This window comes from Mycobacterium sp. NPDC050041 (assembly GCF_049541695.1).
Taxonomy (GTDB): Bacteria; Actinomycetota; Actinomycetes; order Mycobacteriales; family Mycobacteriaceae; genus Mycobacterium.
In genome coordinates this window covers 455,170-472,329 of record NZ_JBMVDG010000003.1, presented here as the reverse complement: position 1 = coordinate 472,329, position 17,160 = coordinate 455,170, and the positions used below count along the sequence as shown (strand labels likewise).

Annotated in this window: 18 protein-coding genes; 12 read left to right on the top strand and 6 right to left on the bottom strand. The window is 69.5% G+C overall.

Annotated elements, in window-relative coordinates; genetic code table 11:
- The first annotated feature begins 19 nt into the window (after window positions 1-19).
- Window positions 20-661 (top strand): nitroreductase family protein, encoded by a 642-nt coding sequence (locus ACPCHZ_RS12685; protein ID WP_423485066.1) that lies wholly within the window; start codon window positions 20-22, stop codon window positions 659-661.
- Between the two features lie 6 nt (window positions 662-667).
- Here the strand turns inward: ACPCHZ_RS12685 and ACPCHZ_RS12680 are convergent, their stop codons facing one another.
- Window positions 668-1,132 carry a tRNA (cytidine(34)-2'-O)-methyltransferase gene (locus ACPCHZ_RS12680; RefSeq protein ID WP_423485065.1) on the bottom strand — a complete coding sequence of 155 codons (465 nt, stop codon included), beginning with the start codon at window positions 1,130-1,132 and terminating at the stop codon, window positions 668-670.
- A 204-nt stretch (window positions 1,133-1,336) separates the two neighbouring features.
- Between ACPCHZ_RS12680 and ACPCHZ_RS12675 the strand changes: the two genes are divergently transcribed.
- The 6 genes from ACPCHZ_RS12675 to ACPCHZ_RS12650 are packed head-to-tail and all read left to right on the top strand — an operon-like array spanning window position 1,337 to window position 6,541.
- Window positions 1,337-4,159 carry an ATP-binding protein gene (locus ACPCHZ_RS12675; protein ID WP_423485064.1) on the top strand — a complete coding sequence of 941 codons (2,823 nt, stop codon included), beginning with the start codon at window positions 1,337-1,339 and terminating at the stop codon, window positions 4,157-4,159.
- Window positions 4,156-4,608, top strand: a complete 453-nt coding sequence (locus ACPCHZ_RS12670; RefSeq protein WP_423485063.1) for a roadblock/LC7 domain-containing protein — start codon at window positions 4,156-4,158, stop codon at window positions 4,606-4,608. Before ACPCHZ_RS12675 ends, ACPCHZ_RS12670 begins: the two co-directional genes overlap by 4 nt.
- Before the next feature lie 6 nt (window positions 4,609-4,614).
- Window positions 4,615-5,025, top strand: coding sequence for a DUF742 domain-containing protein (locus ACPCHZ_RS12665; RefSeq protein WP_364972233.1), 411 nt, complete (start codon window positions 4,615-4,617; stop codon window positions 5,023-5,025).
- Window positions 5,006-5,617 carry an ATP/GTP-binding protein gene (locus ACPCHZ_RS12660; RefSeq protein ID WP_308214654.1) on the top strand — a complete coding sequence of 204 codons (612 nt, stop codon included), beginning with the start codon at window positions 5,006-5,008 and terminating at the stop codon, window positions 5,615-5,617. Before ACPCHZ_RS12665 ends, ACPCHZ_RS12660 begins: the two co-directional genes overlap by 20 nt.
- A gap of 3 nt (window positions 5,618-5,620) precedes the next feature.
- Window positions 5,621-6,181, top strand: coding sequence for a pentapeptide repeat-containing protein (locus ACPCHZ_RS12655; RefSeq protein ID WP_364972231.1), 561 nt, complete (start codon window positions 5,621-5,623; stop codon window positions 6,179-6,181).
- A 9-nt stretch (window positions 6,182-6,190) separates the two neighbouring features.
- A complete protein-coding gene (locus tag ACPCHZ_RS12650) occupies window positions 6,191-6,541 on the top strand; it encodes a nuclear transport factor 2 family protein (protein WP_423485062.1) in 351 nt (116 codons plus the stop codon).
- A 67-nt stretch (window positions 6,542-6,608) separates the two neighbouring features.
- Here ACPCHZ_RS12650 and ACPCHZ_RS12645 read toward each other — a convergent pair whose 3' ends face one another.
- From ACPCHZ_RS12645 to ACPCHZ_RS12630, 4 genes are all read right to left on the bottom strand, one after another.
- On the bottom strand, window positions 6,609-8,183 hold the full coding sequence (locus ACPCHZ_RS12645; protein ID WP_423485061.1) for a DUF222 domain-containing protein: 1,575 nt from the start codon (window positions 8,181-8,183) through the stop codon (window positions 6,609-6,611).
- Between the two features lie 83 nt (window positions 8,184-8,266).
- Window positions 8,267-8,845, bottom strand: a complete 579-nt coding sequence (locus ACPCHZ_RS12640; protein ID WP_423485060.1) for a rhomboid-like protein — start codon at window positions 8,843-8,845, stop codon at window positions 8,267-8,269.
- Entirely contained in the window at window positions 8,818-11,424 is a 2,607-nt protein-coding gene (locus ACPCHZ_RS12635; RefSeq protein WP_423485059.1) for an ATP-binding cassette domain-containing protein, read from the bottom strand. Before ACPCHZ_RS12635 ends, ACPCHZ_RS12640 begins: the two co-directional genes overlap by 28 nt.
- Window positions 11,425-11,564: 140 nt before the next feature.
- The gene (locus tag ACPCHZ_RS12630) at window positions 11,565-11,963 is read right to left on the bottom strand and encodes a nuclear transport factor 2 family protein (protein ID WP_423485058.1); all 399 of its coding nucleotides are present in this window, start codon (window positions 11,961-11,963) and stop codon (window positions 11,565-11,567) included.
- Between the two features lie 50 nt (window positions 11,964-12,013).
- Between ACPCHZ_RS12630 and ACPCHZ_RS12625 the strand changes: the two genes are divergently transcribed.
- Window positions 12,014-12,577: a TetR/AcrR family transcriptional regulator gene (locus ACPCHZ_RS12625; RefSeq protein ID WP_423485057.1), complete on the top strand. Its 564-nt coding sequence runs from the start codon at window positions 12,014-12,016 to the stop codon at window positions 12,575-12,577.
- Window positions 12,578-12,580: 3 nt separating this feature from the next.
- Here the strand turns inward: ACPCHZ_RS12625 and ACPCHZ_RS12620 are convergent, their stop codons facing one another.
- Window positions 12,581-13,768 (bottom strand): NADH:flavin oxidoreductase, encoded by a 1,188-nt coding sequence (locus ACPCHZ_RS12620; RefSeq protein ID WP_423485056.1) that lies wholly within the window; start codon window positions 13,766-13,768, stop codon window positions 12,581-12,583.
- A 39-nt stretch (window positions 13,769-13,807) separates the two neighbouring features.
- Between ACPCHZ_RS12620 and ACPCHZ_RS12615 the strand changes: the two genes are divergently transcribed.
- From ACPCHZ_RS12615 to ACPCHZ_RS12600, 4 genes are read left to right on the top strand one after another with little or no spacing between them, the layout of a single operon-like run.
- On the top strand, window positions 13,808-14,659 hold the full coding sequence (locus tag ACPCHZ_RS12615; RefSeq protein ID WP_423485055.1) for a bifunctional methylenetetrahydrofolate dehydrogenase/methenyltetrahydrofolate cyclohydrolase: 852 nt from the start codon (window positions 13,808-13,810) through the stop codon (window positions 14,657-14,659).
- A complete protein-coding gene (locus ACPCHZ_RS12610) occupies window positions 14,656-14,949 on the top strand; it encodes a DUF3017 domain-containing protein (protein WP_423485054.1) in 294 nt (97 codons plus the stop codon). The genes ACPCHZ_RS12615 and ACPCHZ_RS12610 overlap by 4 nt, the downstream gene beginning before the upstream one ends.
- A 54-nt stretch (window positions 14,950-15,003) precedes the next feature.
- Window positions 15,004-15,636, top strand: coding sequence for a TetR family transcriptional regulator (locus tag ACPCHZ_RS12605; protein ID WP_423485053.1), 633 nt, complete (start codon window positions 15,004-15,006; stop codon window positions 15,634-15,636).
- Window positions 15,633-17,153 (top strand): FAD-dependent monooxygenase, encoded by a 1,521-nt coding sequence (locus tag ACPCHZ_RS12600; RefSeq protein ID WP_423485052.1) that lies wholly within the window; start codon window positions 15,633-15,635, stop codon window positions 17,151-17,153. Before ACPCHZ_RS12605 ends, ACPCHZ_RS12600 begins: the two co-directional genes overlap by 4 nt.
- Window positions 17,154-17,160: the final 7 nt, after the last annotated feature.

Here is a 17,160-nt window from a genome sequence, read left to right as displayed (position 1 = left end):
CGAATGTAGTCTCGCGGAAATGAACCTGAACCTGTCTGCCGACGAAGTCCTGACCACCACCCGTTCGGTGCGCAAGCGCCTGGACTTCGACAAGCCGGTGCCGCGGGACGTGTTGATGGAGTGTCTGGAGATCGCGTTGCAGGCGCCGACCGGGTCGAACGCGCAGGGTTGGCAGTGGGTGTTCGTCGAGGACGCGGAGAAGAAGAAGGCGATCGCCAACATCTACCGCACGAACGCGACGCCGTACCTCAACGCCCCGAAGCCCGCCTACGGTGACAGCCGCGACGAACGCGGGCCGAAGGTGATGGATTCGGCGAAGTTCCTCAACGAACACCTGCACGAGGTGCCGGTGATGCTCATCCCGTGCCTGGAGGGCAGGCCCGACGGCGCACCGGCGTCGATGAGCGCCGGGTTCTGGGGATCGCTGATGCCAGCGGTGTGGAGTTTCATGCTGGCGCTGCGGTCCCGCGGCCTCGGATCGGCGTGGACCTCGCTGCACCTGATGGGCGACGGCGAGAAGCAGGCCGCCGACCTGCTGGGCATCCCCTTCGACAAGTACTCCCAGGGCGGGCTGTTCCCGATCGCCTACACCAAGGGTACCGACTTCAAGCCCGCCAAGCGGCTGCCCGCCGAGCAGCTCACGCACTGGGACACCTGGTAGGCGCCGCTACACGGCGCCGGTGAATCCCTGCTGGCGCCATGCCTCGTACACCGCCACCGCGGCGGCGTTGGACAGGTTCAGTGACCGCCTGCCGTCGAGCATCGGAATGCGGACGGTCGCGGTGATGTGCGGATCGGCCAGCGTCTCGTCGTCCAGGCCGGTCGGTTCCGGGCCGAACATCAGCACATCGCCGGGGCGGTAGTCGATGTCGGCGAACGGCGTGTGCGCGTGCGCGGTGAACGCGTACACGGCCTTCGGGGTCAGGGCGTCCCATGCCGCGGAGAGATCCGGGTGCACGGTGACCGACGCGAGGTCGTGGTAGTCCAGCCCGGCGCGGCGCAGTTTCGGTTCGGTCAGGTCGAACCCCAACGGTTCGACGAGGTGCAGTTCGCAACCCGTCGCCGCCACCATCCGGATCGCGTTGCCGGTGTTCGGCGCGATCCGCGGTGAGTAGAACATCACCCGGAACATCCGACGATGATCGCAGCTGAATCGCCGGTGGCCGAAATGGTTTGCTCGCCTACCACGAGCCGACACTGAAGGACCGTTGTGAACTCTGTCTGTTCAGTAAGAATTGTGGAATCGCCCGCGAGTGGCTGTCATACTCGTGCAATTGCCAGGCGCACCGAGGCGTAGAACCGCGCCGCCCGCATACGGCGAAACAGCAGGAAACCTATGAATCACGATCCATCACTGAGCGCGCGCGCCGCCGGCGGCCCCGCCGCGCCGGCCAAGCGTCCGTCGCCGTGGTCGCCGACGAATTGGCCGGTGCGCTGGAAGGTCTTCGCGATCGTGCTGGTGCCGCTGCTGCTGGCCGGCGGATTCGGCGGACTGCGGATCAATGCCGGTGTGACCGAGGCGTCCGAATTGCGCCTGGCCTCCGAACGGGCGGACATGATCCCGGCGATCAGCGACTACATGGCCGCGTTCGAGGACGCGATGGTGGCCGCCACCGAGGGCGCCCCGACTCAGCAACCGCTGGCCGACTTCGACTCCCGCAAGGCCGATCTGCGCGAGCGGCTGGAGAACACCGACGTCGTGGACGACGTCGAGTCGGCCGTCAACAACCTGCTCACCATCGGCCAGGAACTGATCAACAAGGTGATGGCCAACACCATCGACCTCCGGGGCAGGGTGCTGGCCTACGGGGCGTTGCTGCTCACCTCGGAGACCGCCGTCACCGGGTCGGCGCGCGCGGACACCGCCGACGTACAGGTGGAGGCGCAGGCGCTGTCGCGGGCCATCGGCGCCCGCGGACAGATGGCGTTGCAGCACATGCTCGTGACCCGCGGCGGTGACGTGCCCGAGCCCGAACTGCGGGTGTCGATGACCACGCTGGCGGGCACCGAACCGTCGACGGTCACCGGGATGGCCGCGCTGCTCGGACCGGCGTCCCAGGATGCCGCCACACTGCGCAGCGAGATGTTCAAGCGGATGTCGATGCTGGCCACCCCGGGCGTGGTGCTGGTGGGCAGCCCCGAACTGCTCCAGTCCCAGCAGGTGACCGACGGCATCGCGGGCAAGATGATCGCCGACCTGACCGCGAGCATTCCCGCGGCCGTGAACGAAGAGGCCGCCGCCCAGCGCAGCGCCGCGATCCGGGACGCCGTCCTGGTGGCCGTCGCGATCGTCATCGCGCTGGTGGTGGTGTTGCTGGTGGCACGCTCGCTGGTGCGGCCGCTGCGCCGACTGCGTGACAGCGCCCTCAAGGTCGCCCACGAGGATCTGGCCGCGGAGATCGAGCGGGTGCGGGCCGGCGGTGAGCCGGGCCCGGTCGCACCCATCCCGGTGCACACCACCGAGGAGGTGGGCCAGGTCGCCCACGCCGTCGACGAACTGCACGAGCAGGCGGTGTTCCTGGCCGGCGAGCAGGCCCGGTTGCAGCTGCAGGTCGGCGACATGTTCGAGACGCTGTCGCGGCGCAGCCGGTCGCTGGTGGACCAGCAGCTGTCACTCATCGACCGGCTCGAGCGCAACGAGGACGATCCCGAGCGGCTGGAGAGCCTGTTCCGGCTCGACCACCTCGCGGCCCGGATGCGCCGTAACGGCGCCAACCTGCTGGTGCTCTCCGGCGCGAAGATCCCGCGTGACCAGGCCGCGCCGGTGCCGGTGGCGGAGATCATCAACGCCGCCGCCTCGGAGGTCGAGGACTACGCCAGGGTGATCACCGCGACGGTGCCCGACAGCGAGATCGCCGGTCCGGTGGCCGGTGACCTGATCCATCTGCTCGCCGAGCTGCTCGACAACGCGCTGCGCTATTCACCGCCGATCTCGCAGGTGCGGGTGTCGGCGGTGCACGCGGGCAACGGCGGACTGGTGATCGAGGTCAGCGACATCGGACTGGGCATGACCGAGCCCGACCTTCGGGTGGCCAACGCCCGCCTGCAGTCCGGCGGTGAGGTCGACCCGTACACCGCCCGGCACATGGGCCTGTTCGTGGTGGGCCGGCTGGCCACCCAGCACGGCCTGGTGGTCCGGCTGCGCGCCACGGTCGCCGAGGAGCCGAACTCGGGCACCACCGCGGGGGTGTACGTGCCGGTCGACCTGATCGCGCGCAGTGACGCCGTGGCGCCCGAGCCGCACTCCGAGCCGTACGCGGCCGGGGATGCCCACGCGGGCTTCACCGAGTACCCGGCGGTGCAGCCGCTCGGCCATGTGTACGCGAACGGTGCCGGGTACGGCGACGGGTCGCGGGAAGAGCCGGCCGCGTACCGCAACGGCTACGCCGACGTTCCGATGTCGCTGTTGCCGCAGCGCAGTCCCGGTGCCAGCGGCATTTCAGGCGTTCCCGCGCCACCGCCGGTCGACGAACCCGACCTGCAGCCCGTCGACGAGTGGCCGGAGGACTCGATGCCGGCCCAGACGCCGGCCGAGCCGCAGGGTCCGACGAACACTTCGGCGTTCTTCGCCTCGCGGGCCCAGGTGGCCAGCAACGGCGTGCACCGGCCGGAGCCGGTCGAGTCGCCGCAGGAGGAGCGGCCGGTGCGGGAGGCTGTGCCCGCGGCCGCCGTCGAGCCGGTCCGCGGTCCGGCCGACCTGCCGGGCGAGCCGGCGGGCGAAGAGTCCGGGACCGCCGGATCCGACGACGCGATCTATCAGAAGATGCTGTCGGAGTGGCTGATCGATCCCCACGAGATCGCCAACAGCAGCGACCTCAACTGGGAGTCGGTCTGGGATCACGGCTGGTCAGCGGCTGAGGCGGCCGACGAAGCGCCCGTCGTCGCGCACACCGACGAGGGCCTGCCGGTGCGTCAGCCGGGCGCCCGGCTGGTGCCGGGCGGGGTGGAGCCGGTCAACGGCGGGCACCGCAACGGCGGAGCGCATCGCAGCGTCGACCAGGACGACGAGGTAGCATCGGCGGTCGACGCCGGCAATGGGTCGGAGTCGCTTCCGCTGCGCGATCCGGACGCTGTCCGCGCGAGCATCAGCAACCACTTCGGCGGTGTGCACGCCGGCCGCACGCACGCCCGTGAGACCAGAGGATCAGATTTCGAATGACGTTTCCGGACAGTAGGAGCACCGCGAACCCCAGGGACTCGTTCACGCGGCCGTCCCCTCGTGAGTCGCTCGACTGGCTGGTCTCGAAGTTCGCCCGCGAGGTGTCGGGTGTGTCGCATGCGGTGCTGGTGTCGGCCGACGGCCTGCTGATGGCGGCCAGCGAGCACATGCCCGGCGAGCGGGCCGACCAGCTCGCAGCCGTCGCCTCGGGGCTGGCGAGCCTGGCCACCGGGGCGGCACAGCTGTTCGACGGCGGCCACGTGCTGCAGTCGGTGGTCGAGATGGAGAACGGCTACCTGTTGCTGATGCGGGTCGGCGACGGATCGAATCTCGCGACGCTGGCCACGCGGTCGTGTGACATCGGCCAGATCGGCTACGAGATGGCGGTATTGGTAGAGCGGGTCGGCACCGTGGTGCAGTCGGCTCGACGGACTCCGCAGCACTCGTGATCGGCGATGGAAATTCCGAGCGGCAGAGGCGAATCGACCGGTTGGGAACCGGATCCGGTAGCTGACGCCGGGCCCGCGCCGAGCCTGGTGCGGCCGTACACTCTGACCGCGGGTCGTACGGACTCTCGGGTCCACCTGCCGATGGAGGCGCCGGTGGAGACGTTGAGGTCCGGCAAGGCGCCGCGCTGGCCGGCAAGTGACATCCGCGGCCGGATCGTGGCGATGTGTGTGGACAGCCCCTCGGTCGCCGAGGTCGCGGCCAAGTTGTCCGTTCCGCTCGGCGTGGCGCGCGTGCTGATCGGCGACCTGGTGACGCAAGGTTATCTACGGGTGCACGTCACCCTCGACGACTCGGCGAGCTACGACGAACGTCGCGAATTGATAGGAAGGACGCTGCGTGGCCTCAGGGCACTCTGATCGACGCGACGCCGCGGGGACAGCGTCTTCGCGCGAGCGCTCATCCTCGACCAAGATCGTCATCTCCGGTGGATTCGGTGCCGGCAAGACGACGTTCGTGGGTGCGGTGTCAGAGATCATGCCGTTGCGGACCGAGGCCCTGGTGACCAACGCGTCGGCCGGACTGGACGGTCTCGACGCCACTCCGGACAAGCGGACCACCACGGTGGCGATGGACTTCGGCCGCATCACGCTCGGCGATGACCTGGTGCTGTATCTGTTCGGCACGCCGGGGCAGCGCCGGTTCTGGTTCATGTGGGACGACCTGGTGCGTGGGGCGATCGGCGCGATCATCCTCGTCGACGTGCGGCGCCTGCAGGACAGCTTCGCCGCGGTCGACTTCTTCGAGGCACGCAGGCTGCCGTTCCTCATCGCGGTCAACGAGTTCGACAATGCGCCGAAGCACCCCGCGGCGGCGGTGCGCAAGGCGCTCGCACTGCCCGACCGCATCCCGGTGGTCAGTGTGGATGCCCGCGACCGGCATTCGGCGAAGGCAGCTCTGATCGCCGTCACCGAGTACGCCCTCGACAGCCTCAGTGCGCTGCCCGGCTGACGGGTGAGCGGTGACACGGTCTGGGTCGAGGAGGAGTTCGTCGGCCGCGACTTCCGCGACGAGGACCTGAGCCGGCTGCGCACCGATCGGGTGGTGTTCGACGGCTGCGACTTCAGCGGTGTCGACATGAGTGAGTCAGAGCATGTCGGGACGGCGTTCCGGAACTGCCGGTTTCGGCGGACCACGTTGTGGCACAGCACGTTCAAACATTGCAGCCTGCTCGGGTCGGAGTTCACCGAGTGCCGGCTGCGCCCGCTCGTGCTGGTCGAGGTGGACATGACCCTGGCGGTGCTGGGCGGTTGCGACCTACGCGGGGTCGACCTGTCGGACTGCCGGCTCCGGGAGGCCGGGCTGGTGGGCGCCGACCTGCGCAAGGCGGTGCTGCGCCGGGCCGACCTCACCGGTGCGCGTTGCAACGGGGCCAAGTTCGGCGAGGCGGATCTGCGTGGCGCACGGATGGACCCGACGTTCTGGACCACTGCCGCGGTGCGCGGCGCGAAGATCGACATCGAGCAGGCGCTGTCGTATGCCGCCGCGCACGGGCTCGACGTCAACGCGGAGTAGGTGGGGCCGGTGACGACGCGGGAGACCATCGAGCACTGGGTGGACTTGTTCAACGCCGGTGACGCGCAGGCTCTTTCGGCGCTGTACGCGGAGGACGCGGTCAACCATCAGATCGCGCTGGAGCCCGTCGTCGGCCGGGCGGCGATCGAGCAGTTCCATCGTGAGACGTTCGCGGCCGGCCCGTTGACGTGCACACCGATCAACCTGGTCGTCGACGGTGACTGGGCCGCGCTGGAGTGGATCGACCCGGACGGCTTCCGCGGCTGCGGGTTCTTCCGAGTCCGCGACGGGCTGATCGAGCACCAGCGCGGCTACTGGGACAGTGCGCAGTTGCGCGCGGTGCACCCGGACGTGCACTGAAACCTGACTCGCGCAGGCGGATACCGCCGACGTGTGGTGGTGTCGGCGGTGTTGGGCCGTGGTGTGGTTAGAAGGGTGGGGGTTCGTCGCCGGGTTGGGGTGGTGGCTGGGGGGCGAAGAGTTTGTCGAGTGCGTGTTGGCGGGCGCGGCGGCGGGCTTCGCGGTGTTCGCGATTGGCTTGGCGTTCGGCGGCGATGCGGGCGGCTTTGTTCTGGGCTCGGGTGCGTTGGCGTTTGGGCATCATCGCGGTGCGTTCACCGCTGTGGTCGTCGGGTCGGGGTGTGATGATGGCGGCGGCGGTGGGGGTGCACAGGTGCGGAAAGAGCAGCGCCGAACCCGGTCTGGTGGTGTAGGTCTGGCCGGCGGGGCTGGTCCAAATGACGGTGCCGTCGCACTGTTGTTGGTCGTGCCAGCCCCAAAACGTTTTGATCAAATGGTGCAGGCGGCACAGGCATTTGAGGTTCGACGCCTGGGTCGGTCCGCCTTGGCTGTAGGGGATGGTGTGGTCGATGTCGGTGCTGAAGGCCGCCACGTCGCAGCCGGGGAATCGGCAGCCCATGTCGCGGCACCGCACGAACTCCGCCAGGTTGCGTGAAGGGGTGTAGCGCGGTTCGGGGGCGGCGTCGCCGGGGTGGATGAGCGGCCGGGTGGTGGCGTGCTCGGCCAGGCCGGTGAGCTGTTCGGGCGGCAGGAGGCCGTCGTTGTGCACCAGGCTCGCCACCGACTCGTCGACGACGTCGGTGTCGGCCTCGGAGGCGGTGGTGTCGACCGACGTGTCGGCCAGGGTGTCCGCTTCGGCGGCAGCCCCGCCGGGGTCGTTGGGGCCGGTGATGGTGTGGATGACGAAGGGGGCGGCGATCGCGTTCTTGTTGGGGCAGTCGGGGTTGCCGCATTGGCATGGCAGGTGGTCGGCGCCGTTGGAGAGGGCTTCGATGGCGTCGACGCGGCGCTGCTTCTTGGTGCGCGGGTCGGCCGGGCAGACGGTGTCGGCGAGCGCGTCGAGGCGGTTGTCGAACACCCGGGCCCCGGCGGTGGGCATGGTGCCGCCGAAACTGCTCATCCCGTCGAGGCCGTCGATGACCCACACCTCACGCTCGTCGGCGGCTTTCTGGCGACGCCGCACCGCATCCCGATCGTGTGTGGCGATGATCCGGTCGACGTACCCGCAGACCTGGCCGTAGCTCAGCCTCATCAACCGGGCCGCCGCACCGGCCAAGGTGGCATCGACATGGGTCAAGACAGCGGGGTCGGTGATCAACGTGGTGCGGTGCAGCAGGGTGTCGACGATGTCGAGGGTCAGCGCACCGGCGCGGAACATCGCCGCGACCAACGGTAGGCGTTCGCGCAGTCCGCGGGCGAGGCTGACCTGATCCTTGGCCCGCTCGTAGGCGATGTTGAGTGCCGCGCCGATCTCGACGGCCACCGCGGATTCGGTGTCCACGGCCCACTGGTCGCTGAGCTCATCACGCTCGGCGAACCGCACCGCATACAGCTCGCCGATCGCGGTCAACCGCGCGGCGGCCTGCTGGTTCTCCCGGCGCGCCGCCGAAACTACGGCGGAGATCAGTTCGCGCGCTTCAACGGACTCCGGGCGCTCGACGGCCAGCACCTGGTCGAAGCTTGCCTGCGCCGGATCGAACATACATTCGATTATCGCAGAGGGGTGTGACATGCGAAAGCAACGAAGACGCCTTGTGGATAACTGTGTGCGCGTCGAAATAGCTATCACGTCAGGCGAGTCAGACCCAACCCCGTGAGAAAAGCCGTCAGGTGCCCCACCTCGGTGTAGGTCGGCTGGACGACGACGTCGACGACGAGCGCACCGGCACCCAGCGCCTGCGCGCCCGTCCGATACTGCTGCGGCAGGTACCGCGACGCGGCGCCCGCGACACCCAGCACGAAATAACTGACCCCGACATCGCGCGCATTCGCCAGCCGCGGCGGCGCCTGCCCGGCGCGGATCGACCGGCGCAGATATCCCTGTCCGGCCACGGTCCCGACCACGTGTGCGGTCAGGCCGACCAACAGCCATCGCCCCGAGCCCATCCGCCGCTCGGCCGGCGCCAGCACCGCCGCATACACGGGCACATAGGGCCACCAGCGTCGCCCGTCGAGCCAGAAGAGGCTGGCGACGAGCACCCGCAGCGGTTCCCGCGACAGATGGTGCAGATTCGTCGACTGCTGGCGAAGCAGCCGCGACCGCTTCCGTCCCGCCGCCCGCTGCAGCCGTGTCGTGACCAACAGGACGGCCAGCCACCCGTAGGTCAAAGGAGCGCTCAGGCGCCCTTCAGCCGGATCTTCCACCGCACGAACGTCAGGTAGCCGATGCTGAGGGCCGCGAGCATCCCCATGTCGAAAAGCCAGGTGCCTGCGGTGTGTTCCCAGTGTGAGTCCTTCGGCGTCAACGGTCCCGGCACCAGCCTGATCAGGTCCACTGTCGACGCCGATGCGGCGAATCCCCAGCGGGCCGGGGTGATCCAGGACATCTGGTCGAGGCCGACGCGGCCTGTCACGGGGATCATGCCGCCGGAGAACACCAGCTGCGACATGATCGCGATCACCAGCAGCGGCATGATCTGTTCACTGGTCTTGGCCAGCGCCGACAACGCGAGACCGACCATCGCCGCGGTCACCGTCGTGGCGGCCATCCCGAAGAAGAGTTCGAGCGACGGATTCCCGAGCACCGAACCGCTCTCGACCGCTCCCTCGCCGAACCCCTTGCCCGCGATGGTGATACCGGTGACGATCGCGGACTGGATGATCGCGAACACCGAGTACACGCAGACCTTCGCCAGCAGGTACGCGGTGGTGGACAGGCCGACTGCCTGCTCGCGCAGGAAGATCGCGCGCTCGCCGATGAGGTCGCGGATGGTCAGCGCCGTGCCCATGAAGATCGCGCCGACGTTGAGCAGCACCAGGACCTGGCCCGGCTCGTTGGGCGCGTCGCCCATCGGGTTCGGGACACCGAAGCCGACGGTGCCCGGCACCGAGAGCGACAGCGTGCCCATGATGAACGGCAACAGCGCCAGGAAGATGAAGTAGCCGCGGTCGGACACGATGAGCCGGATCTGGCGCCGCGCGATAGTCGAGAACTGCCTTCGCAGACTGGTTTTCGACGGCTCGCCGAGATCGGCCGGTTGATCGGCCGGCGGCTGGGCGGGCGGCGGGCCGTTGAGTTCGAGCCAACGCTGTTGCGCCGCGTCGGGGTCGCCGGCGACCGTGCTGAAGATGTCGGCCCAGTTGGTCGTCCCCATCGCTGCGCCGATCTGCGACGGCGGCCCGCAGAAGGCGGTCTTGCCGCCCGGCGCCAGCAGCAGCACCTGGTCGCAGACGTCGAGGTAGGTCAGGGAGTGCGTGACCACCAGCACGACGCGACCCGCGTCGGCCAGCTGGCGCAGCATCGTCATGACCTGGCGGTCGAGTGCCGGGTCCAGACCCGAGGTCGGCTCGTCGAGGATCAGCAGCGACGGGCCGGTCAGCAGCTCGAGCGCCACCGACGCCCGCTTGCGCTGTCCGCCGGAGAGCTTGTCGACCCGGGTCTCGAGATGCTTGGTCATCTCGAGTTCCTCGAGCACCTGCATGACGACCTGTTCGCGGTCGTCCTTGGTGGTGTCCGGCGGCAGTCTCAGCTCGGCGGCGTACATCAGTGCCTGACGCACGGTCAGCTGCCCGTGCACGACGTCGTCCTGCGGCACCATCCCGATGCGGGACCGCAGCGACGCGTACTCGGCGTGCACGTTGTGGCCCTCGAACGTGACCGTTCCGCTGGACGGATGGGTGTAGCCGGCCACCAGCCGGGCGAAGGTCGACTTGCCTGCGCCCGACGGCCCGATCACCGCGGTGAGCGTGCCCGGCCGCGCCGTCAGCGAGATGTTGTCCAGCAGCGTCTTGTTGTTCTCGATCGTCCACGTGACGCCGTGCACGTCGAGGCCGCCGGTGGCCGTCGCGGCCGCGGTCTCGGTGCGCCGGACGAGGGTGCCGCCGCTGAACACCAGGTCGACGTTGCCGATCGTGACGGTGTCGCCCTCTTGGAGGAATGCCGAATCGACCCGCGACCCGTTGACGAAGGTGCCGTTGATGCTGCGGTTGTCGACGATCTGGGTGCCCTGCGCGGTCGACACGAGCGAGGCGTGGTGACGCCCGGCCAGCACGTCGGGGATGACGATGTCGTTGTCGGTCGCGCGACCGATCTTCACTGCGCCGGCAGGCGTCTCCGGCGACCGTCCGGGCCGCAGGATCTTGAGCATGCTGGTGGCGAGGTTGCCGCCGTCGCTGGACCGCGGGGCCGCGGTGGGCCCCATGCGGGTGACCGGCTCACTGGACTGCTGCGAGATCGGCTGCGACATCGGCGGCCGGGTCTGATGCGACGCCGGACCGGTCGGGTACCGCTGCTGCGACGAGGGCGGATACCCCTGCTGCGGGCCGCTCGGGTAGCGCTGCTGCGGCCGTGAGGTGGGCGGCGTCGCGATGTGCGGGCGCCCGGGAGCGGTGTGCGGTGGCGGGGTGTTCCAGCCGGTGTTGGGGCGCGCGACGGGGACCGCGGTGGTCGGCGGCGGGCTGCCCACCGAACCCTGGTGGCGGCCGACCTCGAACGACACCTGCGGGCCGTCGGGGTTGCCGATGTTGAGGGTCTGGCCGTCGCGGATGTCGACGGACGGAACGCGGCGGCCGTTGGCGAACATGCCGTTGAGGCTGCCGTTGTCGATCGCCACCCACCGGCCCTGGTCGAACCGCAGCACCAGGTGGGCGCGGGAGATCAAGGGGTGGGCGATTCGCACGTCGGCGCGCAGGTCGCGGCCGATGACGACGTCGTTGCCCGGCGCGAACGTGCGGGTGGAGCCCTCGTAACGAACGGTCAGCGCAGGCGGTGCTGGTCGGCTCATCGCGATCAACTCTATCGGTACCGTCACCGGAATTGCCGCCGCTACCGCGCAGCGCGGCGTGTGACGATGACCGACCTGGACGACGGTGAATCATGGGGGAGCGCTCCGCGCTTTGCTGCGGCGGGTAAGCACGGCTTGCGTCAGGCCGGCAGCGGCACGCCCCACCGCGCGGTGTCGGTGATCTGGCGCAGGGCCGTCATCTTCTCGCCGTGCACGGTGATCACGTGGGCGAACGCCGCGTCGACCATCGATCCGCCGTCGCGCGCCGTGCCCCGGTAGGCGCCGAGCACGACCACCCGGTGGTCGTCGACCGGCAGGTACTCCGACGGCGCGACTTCGACGTCGTAGAGGGAGTCGATGCGGGCCCACACCTCGGTGACGGTCTCGGCGGCGCCGTGGTGTTCACCGCCGACGCCGTGCGGCATGCCTGCGCTGACGTCGGCGGTGAAATTCTCGGCGAGGACGTCGAACAGGGCCTTGCCGTCGCCGTCGGCCATCGCCGCGTAGAACTGCCGGGCCACACCGGTGGGATCGCTCATCGGGGGTTCCTTCCGTATTAGAGAGATATCTCTACTATAAACTGTGCGCCATGCCGCGGCCAGCCCGATTCACCGTCGACTCGCTGCTCGACGCGGCCGCCGCGATCGCCGCGTCCGACGGCGCGGCCGCGGTCACGGTGTCGTCGGTCGCCCGCGCGGTCGGGGCTCCGAGCGGGTCGATGTACCACCGGTTTCCGTCGCGTGCCGCACTGTGCGGCAAACTGTGGATGCGCACCGAGGAGCGGTTCCAGAACGGATTGATCGCGGTGCTCGAGCGTTCCGGCGACCGGCAGGACCGGGTCGCGGCCGGTGCGCTCCACACCGTGCAGTGGTGTCGAGACCACGCGAACGAGGCGCAGGTACTGCTGGCCGGCGCCGACGCGTTCTGCCGCAACGAGTGGCCGGCCGACCTCGAAGAGAGGCGAACGCTGCTGCACCGCAACATGACCCGTCAGCTTCGCGACATCGGCGGCCCGGTCGACCGGGTCACCGCCGCACTGGTCGACATCCCGTCGGCCGTGGTGCGCCGGCACCTGGCGGCGCGCAGCCGCATTCCCGCCGCGGCCGATGGCATCGTCGAGGACTGCGCACGGGCGCTGGTGCCCGCGGACTGAGTGTCAGACCAAGGCGTCGGGCGCGCCGGTGACGACGCAGTGGGTGTGGCTGTAGATGGTCGCCATGCACTTGTTGCAGTGCGTACAGGCGGAGCGGACCAGGGCGTCGGCCTGGATCCGGTTGATCAGATCCGGCTCGGCCAGCAGCGCGCGGCCCATCGCCACGAAGTCGAACCCCTCGGCCATCGCGAGGTCCATCGTCTCGCGGTTGGTGATGCCGCCCAGCAGGATCAGCGGCATCGTCAGCTCGGCGCGGAACTGCCGGGCCTTGTCCAGCAGGAACGCCTCGCGGTACGGGTACTCACGCAGGAACTTCTTGCCGGTCATCCGGATGCCCCAGCTCAGCGGCGGCTTGAAGGCACCGGCGAACTCCTTCACCGGCGCATCGCCGTGGAACAGGTACAGCGGGTTCACCAGTGAGCTGCCCGCGGTCAGCTCGATGGCATCGAGTCCGCCGTCCTCTTCCAGCCACTTGGCGGTCTGCAGAGACTCCTCCATCGGGATCCCCGCGCGAACCCCGTCGGTCATGTTGAGCTTCGCCGTCACCGCGATCTGGTTGCCCACCGCGTCGCGCACGGCACGCACCAGGCCGCGCGCGACCTTGGCCCGGTTCTCCAGCGACCCGCCGTACTCGTCCTTGCGGTGGTTGAGCAGAGGGCTCAGGAACGAACTGGCCAGGTAGTTGTGGCCGAGGTGCACCTCGACGGCATCGAACCCGGATTCGATCGCCAACCGCGCCGCGTTGGCGTGCGCCCTGGTCACCGCCTCGATGTCGTCGCGGGTGGCCTTCCTGGCGAACCGCATCGACAGGGGGTTGAAGAACCGCATCGGGGCCAGCGCCTTGGCCTTGTTCGTGCGGGCGTTGGCGACCGGTCCTGCGTGCCCGATCTGGGCGCTGATGGCTGCGCCCTCGGCGTGCACGGCGTCGGTGAGCCGTCGCAGGCCGGGCACCGCCTCCGGCCGCATCCAGATCTGCCAGCCGTCGGTGCGTCCGCCGGGGGTCACCGCGCAGTACGCGACGGTGGTCATGCCGACGCCGCCCGCCGCGGGCAGCCGGTGGTACTTGATCAGGTCGTCGGTGACCAGGGCGTCCGGTGTGGACGCCTCGAATGTCGCCGCCTTGATGATGCGGTTGCGCAGCGTCACGGGGCCGAGTCTGGCCGGAGTGAACACATTGGGCTGAGTGTCCATGACGTTGAGCCTGTCACAGCGCATGCGAGACTGGACTGTGTGGGTGCGATCACGTTGGACGGCAAGGCCACGCGCGACGAGATCTTCGTCGACCTCAAGGACCGGGTCGCGGCGCTGACCGAGGCCGGCCGCACGCCGGGGCTGGGCACGGTGCTCGTCGGCGACGACCCCGGGTCGCAGGCCTACGTGCGCGGCAAGCATGCGGACTGCGCCAAGGTGGGCATCAACTCGATCCGGCGTGACCTGCCCGCCGACATCAGCCAGGCCACCCTCGACGAGACCATCGACGAGCTCAACGCCAACCCGGAGTGCACCGGCTACATCGTGCAGTTGCCGCTGCCCAAGCACCTCGACGAGAACGCCGCACTGGAGCGCATCGACCCGGACAAGGACGCCGACGGGCTGCATCCGACCAACCTCGGGCGCCTCGTCCTCAACGAGCCGGCGCCGCTGCCCTGCACTCCGCGCGGCATCGTGCATCTGCTGCGCCGCTTCGAGGTGGAGATCGCCGGCGCGCACGTCGTGGTCATCGGTCGCGGCGTCACGGTCGGCCGCCCGCTGGGTCTGCTGCTGACGCGGCGGTCGGAGAATGCGACGGTGACGCTGTGCCACACCGCCACCCGGCACCTGCCGCAGTTCACCCTGGAGGCCGACATCATCGTGGCCGCCGCGGGCGTGCCGCACATGGTGACCGCCGAGATGGTGCGGCCGGGCGCGGCGGTGATCGACGTGGGTGTCAGCCGGGACGACGCCGGGAAGCTGGTCGGCGACGTCGCGCCCGACGTGTGGGAGGTGGCGGGTCACGTGTCGCCGAATCCCGGCGGCGTCGGACCGCTGACCCGTGCGTTCCTGCTGACCAACGTCGTCGAGCGGGCCGAAAAGGGGCGATGACCCCGAAGGAGTTCGCCCGCAAGGTCTTTGCGGGGCAGTGGCCGATCCTGGCGGTCGGCCTGATCCTCATCGCCGCCTTCGGCCTGGTCGTCGCCGGGTACTGGCGGCGCGGTGCGCTGGTGATGGCCATCGGGGTGGGCGTCGCGGCGGCCCTGCGACTGGCCCTCTCCGACGACAGGGCCGGCCTTCTCGTGGTGCGCTCTCGCACAACGGATTTCATCACCACTGCGACGGTCAGCGCGACCATGTTCTACGTCGCGTGGACGATCGATCCGTTGGGCACCAGCTGAAGTTGCCCAATGGGCAATCTTGCCTATTGGGCAATAAAGCGTAGGGTGGCTCGCATGGCCGGACTACGGGAACGCAAGAAGACGGACACCCGCCGCGCGCTCAGTGACGCCGCACTCGCACTCGCGCTCGAACGCGGCTTCGATGCCGTCACCCGCGAGGCGATCGCCGAGCTGGCGGGCGTGTCGTTGCGGACGTTCAACAACTATTTCACCGGTAAGTACGAGGCGCTGGCCTACCGCCAGACCGAACGGTTGCGACACAGCATCGACGAGCTGCGGCGGCGCCCCGCCGACGAGCCGCTGTGGACCTCGATCACCGAGGCCGTGCTGAGTCCGCTCGAGGCCGACTTCCGTGAAACCGACAGCGAGGAGAGCAGGATTCCCGACCGCCGGGAACTCGCCGAGGTCCGGAAGCTGTTGCTGAGCCCCGAGATCCGGGACGCGACCAACAGGGAGCTGTTCGACGAGTGGCTCGCGGCGATCGCCGAGCGGACCGGCACCGACCCCGAGAAGGACATGTACCCGCGACTGGTGGCGGCGGTCATCCGCGCCGTCGGCGACGCCGCCATGGAGACCTACGTGCGGGCCGAACCCCCGGTCGCCCTGCCCGATCTGCTGCGCACAGCGTTCGCCGACGTGGCGGCGGGACTGCCTGAGCCGAGTGGATTCACCGGGAGGGCGTCGTGACCGACGAACGCGTGGACGTCGCCATCTCCGGCGCCGGCCCGAACGGCCTGCTGCTGGCCTGTGAGTTGGCGCTTGCGGGCGTACAGCCGGTCGTGCTCGACGCACTGCCCGGACCGAGCGCTGAACCCAAGGCCAACGGCCTTGTCGGACAGGTGATCCGGCAGCTCGACATGCGGGGTCTCTACCACGCGTTCGGCGGGGACGACGGGCCACCGCAACCGGCCCACGGCTGGATGTTCGCCGGGATGTCGCTGAGTTTCCTCGGCCTCGAGGACAATCCGATGTACGCGCTCATCCTCCCGCAGCCGCGGCTGGTCCGCCTCCTGGAGAAGCGGGCGCGTGACCTGGGTGTGGACATCCGCTGGGGGAGTGAGCTCACCGCGGTGGACACGCACGATGACGGCGTGGCGCTGACCGTCGCCTCGCAGGACCGGCAGCACCGGATGGACGCCGCATTCCTGGTCGGCGCCGACGGCGGCCGCAGCATGGTGCGCAAGGCCGCGGGCATCGGGTTCCCCGGCCACACCTCACCTATCGTCAGCAGGATCGCCCACGTCCACCTGCCCGACGCTGAACTCGTGCCCGGCCGCGGCTACGACATCGAGGGTTTCGGGACACTCGCATTCGGCGTCAGCAGATTCGAGCACGGCACCGTGGTGGTCTTCCCGCTCGAGCCGGACCGGCCGATGCTCGGCACCATCGAGTACGGCTGGACGCCGGGCAGCAGCGACGCTGCAATGACGCTCGGTGAACTGCAGGACAGTGTCGGTCGCGTGCTCGGTGTCGATGTGGCGATCGAGGCGCCGAGCACACCGGATGCGCACGCGTTGCGCCGTGTCGACGGCATCAATTCCCGGCTGGCGGAACGTTATCGAGCGGGACGTATCCTGCTGGTCGGTGACGCCGCGCACGTGCACTCACCGATGGGTGGGCCGGGTCTGAACCTCGGTATGCAGGACGCCGTCAACCTCGGCTGGAAGCTCGCGGCGGTGGTGAACGGGTGGGCGCCCGACGGGCTCCTCGACACCTACGAATCCGAGCGTCGTCCGGTTGGCGAGCGGGTGATGATGCACTCGCTGGCTCAGCTCGCGCTCGCGGCGCCGGGCCCGGAAGTCAGCGCGCTGCGCGAACTCTTCGGCGAATTGGCGGGTCAGCCCGAGGTGGCGCGTCACCTCGCGCGCACCCTCGCGGGTTCGGACGTCCGCTACGACATCGGCGACGACCATCCGCTGAGCGGGTTCATGGTGCCCGATCTCGTGCTCGACGACGGGCGACGGGTCACCGATCTGCTGCACGGCGCTCGGGGTGCCCTCATCGACGCGTCCGGCGGTGCCGCGTCGACCGTCGCGGCGCCGTGGGCGGACAGGGTGGACACAGTCTCCGGCCCGGTGACCGATGGGCCTGCGGTGCTCCTCCTCCGGCCCGACGGCTACGTGGCCTGTGCGGTGGACGATTTCGGGGCTTCCGACCAGGCGCGGTTGCAGCAGTCGCTGACCAGGTGGTTCGGCGCCGGCTAGCGGCTGT